7 protein-coding genes and 1 pseudogene are annotated in these 7,488 nt (G+C 68.4%); 3 read left to right on the top strand and 5 right to left on the bottom strand.

The window, feature by feature from the left end:
- Positions 1-161: 161 nt before the first annotated feature.
- Together ACIOJE_RS39105 and ACIOJE_RS39100 are read right to left on the bottom strand one after the other, a co-directional pair.
- Positions 162-929, bottom strand: coding sequence for a transposase (locus ACIOJE_RS39105; RefSeq protein ID WP_400783116.1), 768 nt, complete (start codon positions 927-929; stop codon positions 162-164).
- A 19-nt stretch (positions 930-948) separates the two neighbouring features.
- Complete coding sequence (locus ACIOJE_RS39100) at positions 949-1,401, bottom strand: hypothetical protein (RefSeq protein ID WP_400783113.1); 453 nt, start codon at positions 1,399-1,401, stop codon at positions 949-951.
- Positions 1,402-1,570: 169 nt separating this feature from the next.
- On the opposite strand from ACIOJE_RS39100, the gene ACIOJE_RS39095 reads away from it, so the two are divergent.
- Entirely contained in the window at positions 1,571-1,999 is a 429-nt protein-coding gene (locus ACIOJE_RS39095) for a hypothetical protein (RefSeq protein WP_400783111.1), read from the top strand.
- Positions 1,999-2,916 (top strand): hypothetical protein, encoded by a 918-nt coding sequence (locus ACIOJE_RS39090; RefSeq protein WP_400783108.1) that lies wholly within the window; start codon positions 1,999-2,001, stop codon positions 2,914-2,916. The genes ACIOJE_RS39095 and ACIOJE_RS39090 overlap by 1 nt, the downstream gene beginning before the upstream one ends.
- Before the next feature lie 1,122 nt (positions 2,917-4,038).
- On the opposite strand, the gene ACIOJE_RS39085 is transcribed toward ACIOJE_RS39090, so the two are convergent.
- The 3 genes from ACIOJE_RS39085 to ACIOJE_RS39075 form a co-directional block, all read right to left on the bottom strand.
- The gene (locus ACIOJE_RS39085) at positions 4,039-5,304 is read right to left on the bottom strand and encodes a cytochrome P450 (protein ID WP_400783106.1); all 1,266 of its coding nucleotides are present in this window, start codon (positions 5,302-5,304) and stop codon (positions 4,039-4,041) included.
- On the bottom strand, positions 5,294-6,352 hold the full coding sequence (locus tag ACIOJE_RS39080; RefSeq protein ID WP_400783103.1) for a cytochrome P450: 1,059 nt from the start codon (positions 6,350-6,352) through the stop codon (positions 5,294-5,296). Before ACIOJE_RS39080 ends, ACIOJE_RS39085 begins: the two co-directional genes overlap by 11 nt.
- A 133-nt stretch (positions 6,353-6,485) precedes the next feature.
- Positions 6,486-6,566 carry a tryptorubin family RiPP precursor gene (locus ACIOJE_RS39075; RefSeq protein WP_224285092.1) on the bottom strand — a complete coding sequence of 27 codons (81 nt, stop codon included), beginning with the start codon at positions 6,564-6,566 and terminating at the stop codon, positions 6,486-6,488.
- Positions 6,567-6,819: 253 nt separating this feature from the next.
- On the opposite strand from ACIOJE_RS39075, the pseudogene ACIOJE_RS39070 reads away from it, so the two are divergent.
- A pseudogene (locus ACIOJE_RS39070) lies at positions 6,820-7,212 on the top strand (helix-turn-helix domain-containing protein); the annotation flags it as partial.
- Positions 7,213-7,488 lie beyond the last annotated feature (276 nt).

Genomic DNA, 7,488 nt, shown 5'->3' with positions numbered 1-7,488 from the left:
CAACAGCGGTTCCCATGCGGGTCCACGACGACGCATTGGAACATCAGGAGAAGAGCACACACGATCTAACGACGGATCTCCGGCGCAGGACACTAAGAGTTGTCCCGTAATTGATCTCCGGGGCGCCTCGGGCGATCGGTGTTGCGTAGCGGCCGCCCGGCTCACGCGGCCTGGAGGAGGTTGTACAGGCGGGCGATTCCGAGCATGGCGTGGTGAACGCCGTCGCCCTTGAGGCGGCAATCGCGGAGGATCTTCCAGGTCTTCATCCGGGCGAAGACGTGCTCGACGCGGACGCGGACCTGCTTGTGCTCGCGGTTGTGCTCGGCCTGCCAGTCGGTGAGCTCGCCGCCGCGCGGTCGGCGGTGTGGGATGACCAGGCCGGTGCCTGGATAGCCGCCGTCGGCGATGGTCGTCGTCCGGCCAACGGCGGCCTTCGCGCCGGACTCCTCCCATGCCTTGCAGTCGTTCCGGTCGCCCGGCAGGGGCTTGCCGACAGCGATGACCAGCCGGGTGTGGGCGTCGATGACGACCTGGTGGTTGGTGGAGTACCGGTAGTTCTTCGACTGCTCGGCGATCGTGTGGTCGCGGGTGGGGACCAGGGTGCCGTCGACGATCAGCACGGTGTCCTTGCGGAATCGGCGCCGGGGATTGAGCGCGAGCAGCCGCCCGACGTGGTCGATGATCCGGTCGGCCGCCGACTTGGACACCCCGAACAGCGGCGCGAGCTGCCGTAGCGTCAGGTTCGTGCGCCAGTAGGCGACGACCAACAGGACCCGGTCCTCCAACGGCAGGCTCCACGGGCGGCCTCGGCGCACCGTGTCGGCCCCCTCGTGGCGGAGCATCGTGATCAGCTTGTGGAAGTCGCGGGGGCCCAGCCCGGTGAACGGACCTATCCAGGACGGCGCCGACGCCGTGATCACACCAGCCACTCCAAGATCATGGCATTGGCTAGGTCGGACCCGCAGGGCTGTCCACGGCCAGGACACGGAGGTCACCGCTCCAGCTCTCGCAGCGGACGCTTCCCGAAGGGAAGTCCAGCTCAAGTGCCACGCGCCCTGTTGCCGGCTCCCACTCCTGGCGGACTCCGATTACGGGCTCCCCCAGGTGGGCCGCGAAGGCTGTCTCGTCACGCACAGGCAGAACGTCGATCCGACCCCGGTCGCCAATGTCAAAGCCATCATCCGGCCCGGAGGACTCGACCATGAGGCACCAGTCCGTGCCGCTGGCGATATTGGTGGACCTGTCTCGATCGTCGATCAGCCATACCTCGACCGGGCCATCGCCGGGACGCCCATCATATGTGTGCCACGACGCCAGCACCTGGACGAGCCGGCTGCCGACCAGAGACGAGGGGTCGATGCCGGGTCCGTGCAGCGGGCAGGCCGGGTTCAAGAGCTCCATCTGGGGAACGTACCGCGACCATCAGCACCGCCTCACCTGCTTAAACGGGGCATCCCTTAGTGCCGCTTTACGCTTCTAGCCATCCGTGACCTGACTATGCATTACCTTGTTGGCCTCAGCGGGCTTGTGATGCCCGTAAAGCCCTCAATGAAGCGGGAGTGCAGGGGTGTTGACGGACGCACTGGTGGAGCTGGCCACGGCCGGCGGAACCGCAATCGTGAGCGCGGCGGCAACGGACATCTGGCAGGGCACCAAGGGCAGAGTCGCCCGCCTGTTCGGCCGCGGCGATGACCGGGATGAGCAGCGCGTGTCGGTGCAGCTCGATCGCATCCCGCAGGAGCTGGATCAGGCCCCTGAGCCCCAGCAGGAGCGCGTCCGGACGGCGCTCCAGAACCGCTGGACGGAGAAGCTGGCCGAGCTTCTGGAGGAAAACCCGGAGCTTGAAGAAGACCTCCGGTCGCTGGTGGAGGCGGTCCGCGCCGCTGTGCCCCTACCGCAGCAGACCTTCGTCCAGAACAACAACGCCTACGGCAGCTCCACCCAGAACATCACCCAGACCGGCGACATCGTGGTCGGCAACAAGTCCCGGACCCAGTGATGAGCTCCCCTGGCCAGCAGGGCTCCCAGGCGAACAACGCCTCGGGCAATGCCACACAGAACATCACCCAGACCGGCGACATCGTTCTGGGGGAACCGCCCGAGGAAGCTGGCCGCCGGGCGAAGCACCACCGGTTCGTCAGGACCGGCATCGCCGTGGGCCTGGTCGTCGCGGTGGCGGTGGGGTTCGTCGTCTTCCGGATCGAACAGGAGTCGAAGACCTCTAACGACTTGGCGCGGAGCGGGCCGGAGCTGAAGTCCGACCTCGCGCTGTCGAAGGTGTCGGCTTACATCGCCGGGGGCACTGCCGGGGAGGAACGCGACAGGTCGATGGATGCCGCTCCGGTCAGCGCGATCAACGACTTGCACGGCCCTCACATCGACCTGACCTTGGCGAATATCGCGAACGGCACCTCATTGATCACGAAGGCCAGCATCACCTTCAACAGACTTCAGAGCCTTGAGCCCTGTGCAGCCGTGGGTGGGCCGGTCGTCATCACCGCGAACTACCAGTTCACGATCCCGGACGAACAGGAACCCGTGCCCCCAGCGAAGCCCTTCACCCTCTCAAAGGAGCTCACCCACGAGGTCGTCGCCAACAAACACGACCGTTTCGAGCTCACCGTCGGGAACAAGACCGTGCCCGAGGGAGCCTCGCCATGGGTCGCGGTCATGGACGTTGTCCTCGAACATGACGGCGGGAAGCAACTGAAGATCGGCCCGATCGCCGTCGTGAGCACCGGCGACAACTCGGAGTTCTACCCCGATGGCGATCAGTGGGTGTTTCCCCAGGAACCTGCCGCCGGGTGCGTCGAGAAGAACACCGCTCTGGTCTCAGACGTCCTCAAGATCCCGAACGTCGTTGTCTCGAAGGAGCTCGCGGGCCTGGACCGCACTCTGCAGCGCCTCAGGAAGTGACACCTCCCGCTCACTTCGAGCGGACAACAACTCTTGGCGTCCAGGAGTAGATCCGGCAGTGCTGCCGCCAGGCGTCCTGCGCGGCAGCACTGCCAACGACTTCGCCCTGCCGGACGACCGCCTGGCTCGGATGAGTGCCGCCCTGGCTGGGTGAGCAGTCAGGGCGTGATCCGCCCTGACAAGATCCCACCATGACGCATCCGAGAATGCGCACAAGGTCAATTACGGGACAGCTCTTAGGCGTTCGGCGTCCGGCTCTCCGATGCGGTGGCAACCCCCGCGAGCGCGGGGCCGACGCTTCCTGACCTGCAGTGATTAGCGGCCGAGGGGCCTGATTGATTCAGTTCGATCGGTAGAGACCCCGTCGAACAGCCGAGGCGTTGTTGCCATCTCTCCTTGCCCCAGAGCTGGTTGTCAGTGTCGTGGCCTAAGTTCCCGAAGCGTACCCGTCCACGGAGGTTGACACGATGGTTGAGGACCGCTGGCAGCGGTACCCGCCCGAGGTCAGGGGCTGGCTGGGCGCGCTGTGGGGTAAGTCCGCGGGGCGGGCTGGGGGCGGCTAACCTCCTGCTGTCGCACATGCTGGACACCGCGGTGGTGGCCGAGATTGTCGGGGACCGCTACCTGCCGCCGGTGACACGGTGGCGTCTGGACGCTCTCGCGGGCGGCCCAGGTAGGGGGGCGACGCCTGTCCGCCTGGTTGTGCGGGATACGTGACTGCGGCAAGGCCACCCGGTGTTCCGGCGTCTCGACGCCGCCGGGGAGGAGGCTGTCCGCTGGGCGGGGCTCTCGTAGGAACAAGTACGCGGTGAATTCTACGGCTTGGCGGCATGGCGAGGCGGGTGCTCGGGTTCTGCGGGTGCTGCTGGACGAAGCGAAGGAGTGCAGGGCTCCCGCCGAGTGGTTCCTCGGACGTCGCCGTGGTCTGCCGCGCCCGTTCGCGGTCGGCACGATCGACCAGTTCCTGTACGCCGCCACCCGTACCAAGCACGTGATGCGCTCAGCCCCTCCTCCTCCTCCTCCTCCCCCCCAGAGCCGCATCCAAAGGGATTGCGTGAGGGTCTTGGCGCCCCCACCGGCCCACTGGCTCTGTGGGGAGCGGGCCGCACGGTACCGCCGTCGTCAGTGCAGCAGCACCCGCAGGCTGAGCAGCCCCCGGTGCCTTGGGTTCTCCTGCCACTGCGCGGCCGCGGCCGGTTCGGCCAGGCGCAGGGCCGGGAAGCGGCGCAGCAGTTCGCTGAACGCGACCTCGGCCTGTAGCCGGCCCAGCTGTGCGCCGAGGCAATGGTGGATGCCGTGGCCGAACGCGAGGTGTCGGGTGGCGTCCGGGCGGGTGATGTCGAAGCGGTCGGGGTCGGCGAAGACGGCCGGGTCGCGGTTGGCGGCGAGCAGCGCGATCTGGACGAACTCGCCGGCCGGGATCGTGGTGCCCGCGATGGTCACCGGCTCGGTCGTGCGGCGTAGCGAGGCGATGCTGAACGGGCTCTCGTAGCGCAGGACTTCCTCGATCGCGCCGGGAAGTAGCTCCGGATTCGCACGCAGCGCCGCGAGTTGCTCGGTGTGGCCGAGCAGCGCGTGGATGCCGTTCGCGATCAGGTTGACGGTGCTCTGGTGGCCGGCGATCGCGAGCAGGAACGCCATCGAGGTGGTCTCGGCCTCGGTCAGCCGGTCGCCGTCCGCCTGGGCGGCGAGCAGTTCGGAGATCAGGTCGTCGCCCGGGTGGGTGCGCTTGTGGTCGACCAGGGCGCGCAGGTAGTCCGCCATGCCTTCGGCAGTCTCCACCGAGACCTCGCCGTCCGCCCCGCCGTCGTCCTGCGGGCCAGTATCGACCGCGTTGCCCCGGACTTGGAGGTTCTCCCGTTCGGCCTGCGGCGCGCCGAACAGCTCGAAGACCACCGCGAGTGGCAGCGGCAGCGCGAACTCGCTGATCAGCTCGGCCGAGTCGAGCCCGTCCAGCTGGTCCAGCAGTGCGCCGACGTGGCGCTCGACCATCGGTCGTAGGGTTGCCACCTGCCGCCCGGTGTAAGCCTGTTGGACTAGCTTGCGAAGTCGGGTGTGCTCCGGTGGGTCGGAGTTGAGCATATGCGTCATCAGGTCGCGGCCCGGGCCGCCCTCGGAGTTCCCGACGTGTTGGGCGAACGCCTCGGTGACGGCCTTCTTGCTCAGCCGGGGGTCGGCGAGGGCGGCCCGGCACTCGGCGTGGCCGGTGACGACCCAGCCTTCGAGTCCGGCCGCGCCGCCGAACCGGACCTTGCGGGCGCCGCCCTCGGTGCGCCAGCGGCGGTACGCGGCGTGCGGGTCGGCGTAGAACTGGCCGTCGGCGAACTCCGGGTCGGTGGCGCTGTGTTCGGTATCCCCGTGTTCGGTGTGCAGGTGATCAGCGTGCATCGCGTGCCTTCAGGACGCGGACCTCGCTGACGCCGAGCAGACCGAGCAGTGGCACCTTGGCGGTCCGCTGTTCGGGGTCGACGACCAGGCCGGCTGCCCGGATCTGGTCCAGCAGCAGTTCGGCGAGCGGCATCACCATGTGCCGGCCCCAGCAGCGTTCGGAGGAGTGCCCGAACGGCAGGTAGCCGGGAGTGCTGTCCGGGTCGAGGTGGTCCCAGCGCTCCGGGCGGAACTCGTCCGGGTCCTCCCACAGCGCCGGGTCGCGATGTGAGAGCAGCGGCAGGACGAGGATGTCGTCGCCCGCGCCGATCCGCGGATCGAGCGCGGGGTACTCGGGCGAGGCGCGGCGCAGGATGTTCCACGACGGCGGCAGCAGGCGCAGTGACTCGAAGATGATGTTCCGGTTCGGCGTGCTGTCGTCGAACGGCGAGCCGAGCCAGAGCGCGTTCGCGACCAGGGTGGAGATGGTGAAGCAGACGGGTGCGGCGGCTCGGCGGTACATGCCCAGCGCGTACCGTCGGTCCTGGTAGTTGGCCGCCTTCGCGGTGAGCTTGCCGAGTTCGGTGAGGTCGTCGTCGGGCTTGGGCCTACCGGGCAGTGCGGCGCCGGCCGAGATCACCAACCAGGTGAGCAGCGGCGTCAGTTCGAGATTGCGGCTCATCAGGATCCGCAGCCGGCGCGGGTCCCGGCCGAGGATGAGGTCGCGCAGGAAGAGGTGTCCGGTGAGCGGCCACGGACCGGACAGGTCGATGTTCTGCGGCAGCGGGGCCTTCAGCGCCTCGCGCACGTCGCTGCCGATCGTCCGCGTCACCGAGGACGCCTCGGTGCGGGTGATCGAACGTCCGTGCAGCGGTTTGAATGTGGGCCGTTCGATCTCGGTGGCGCGCCGGGCGGCGAGGATCCGGTCGGTGAGTTCGGGCCCGGCGACCCCGATCGTGTCGGGTTCGAGCCGGACGGCGTCCTTGCCTAGATGGTCCCTGAGCAGGGCCTCAAGTCGGGGGGAGAGCACGGTGTTTCGCGAACGGGCGGAGGCGGGGGAGAGTGCCATGTGATGTCTCCGAGACTTTGCCGGGGCCGGTCTCCGCCCCCGCCCCGGGCCCGATCTCTCGGCGGAGGCCGCGAGGGGGGCAGGGGCGGGGGCGGATCAGCTGTTCAGGTACCGGAGGTACCGATCAGCCGGCTTAGTACCAGATGTACCAAGCGCTGGCCTTCAGGCTCTTCTTGGCGAAGGACGCGTCACGGATGGCGAACAGGATCTTCATCTTTGGGTCTTCCTTTCGTTACCAGGTGGCTGAGTGAACGTAAGGCCACTCTGCAGTTGCCCTACAGACGTATCCACGCAGCCGGGTCCCCATCAGGTTCACCTTTGGGGGCGGCTCTTGTCGAGGGACTTGGGGGCGTGGGGGGGTTTGCTGGCGTATTTCCCGATTCTTCTCCTGCGGCGGTGTGACCGCTGGGCTGGGCCGGTGGTGTCGGGTGCCGGGGGGGGACAAGTGCAGGGGGTTTGGGGTCACTGCGGACACCGTTCACAAGTGGCGGCGGCGGTTCCTCGTTGAGCGCCTGGACGGCTTGGTGGACGAACCCCGGCCCGGCCGGCCGCCGACGATCGCGGCGGACGAGGTCGGGGCGGTGGTCGTGGCGACTCTGGAGGAGATCCCGAAGAACGCGACGCACTGGTCGCGGAGCTCGATGGCGGCCCGTAGCGGCCTGTCGAAGTCCACGGTGGGGCGGATCTGGCGGAAGTTCCAGCTCAAGCCTCACGTGGCCGACACGTTCGAACTCTCCACCGACCCGCTGTTCGTCGAGAAGGTCTACGACGTGGTCGGTCTCTCCTTCAACCCGCCCGAAGGGGCGGTGGTGCTCTCGGTCGACGAGAAGTCCCAGATCCAGGCACTGAACCGGTCCCGGCGGTGATGGATAGGGCAGGGCCGGGACCGGTCCACGGCGGTGGCGGTGGCGGGAGGGTCCGTGACCGGCGCCTTCACGCGCTGCACCGGGACCGGGAGCGCTACGAGCGGCGGCGGGCCGCCGCGACCGCCCGGTGCATGGAGCTGGTGGAGCACCACCGGGCCCTGGCCGGGGGCGGGGCCCCCGGCGACGGGTCACCGGCCCGCCGTCAGGGCGCCTGCGCCCGCACGGTCTCTGCCGCCCGGTAGCGCCCCTCGCGCGTACGGAACGGGGCGC

It is taken from the genome of Kitasatospora sp. NPDC087861, from assembly GCF_044742585.1.
Classification (GTDB): domain Bacteria; phylum Actinomycetota; class Actinomycetes; order Streptomycetales; family Streptomycetaceae; genus Kitasatospora.
The sequence above is the reverse complement of the archived record's forward strand: the minus strand, read 5'-3'. Positions and strand labels throughout refer to the sequence as shown.

Excerpts from the sequence above, each read along its gene's own strand:
- ACIOJE_RS39100 (WP_400783113.1), bottom strand. The coding sequence starts at position 1,401 with ATGGAGCTCTTGAACCCGGCCTGCCCGCTGCACGGACCCGGCATCGAC.
- ACIOJE_RS39090 (WP_400783108.1), top strand. The coding sequence starts at position 1,999 with ATGAGCTCCCCTGGCCAGCAGGGCTCCCAGGCGAACAACGCCTCGGGC.
- ACIOJE_RS39085 (WP_400783106.1), bottom strand. The coding sequence starts at position 5,304 with ATGCACGCTGATCACCTGCACACCGAACACGGGGATACCGAACACAGC.
- ACIOJE_RS39080 (WP_400783103.1), bottom strand. The coding sequence starts at position 6,352 with ATGGCACTCTCCCCCGCCTCCGCCCGTTCGCGAAACACCGTGCTCTCC.
- ACIOJE_RS39075 (WP_224285092.1), bottom strand. The coding sequence starts at position 6,566 with ATGAAGATCCTGTTCGCCATCCGTGACGCGTCCTTCGCCAAGAAGAGC.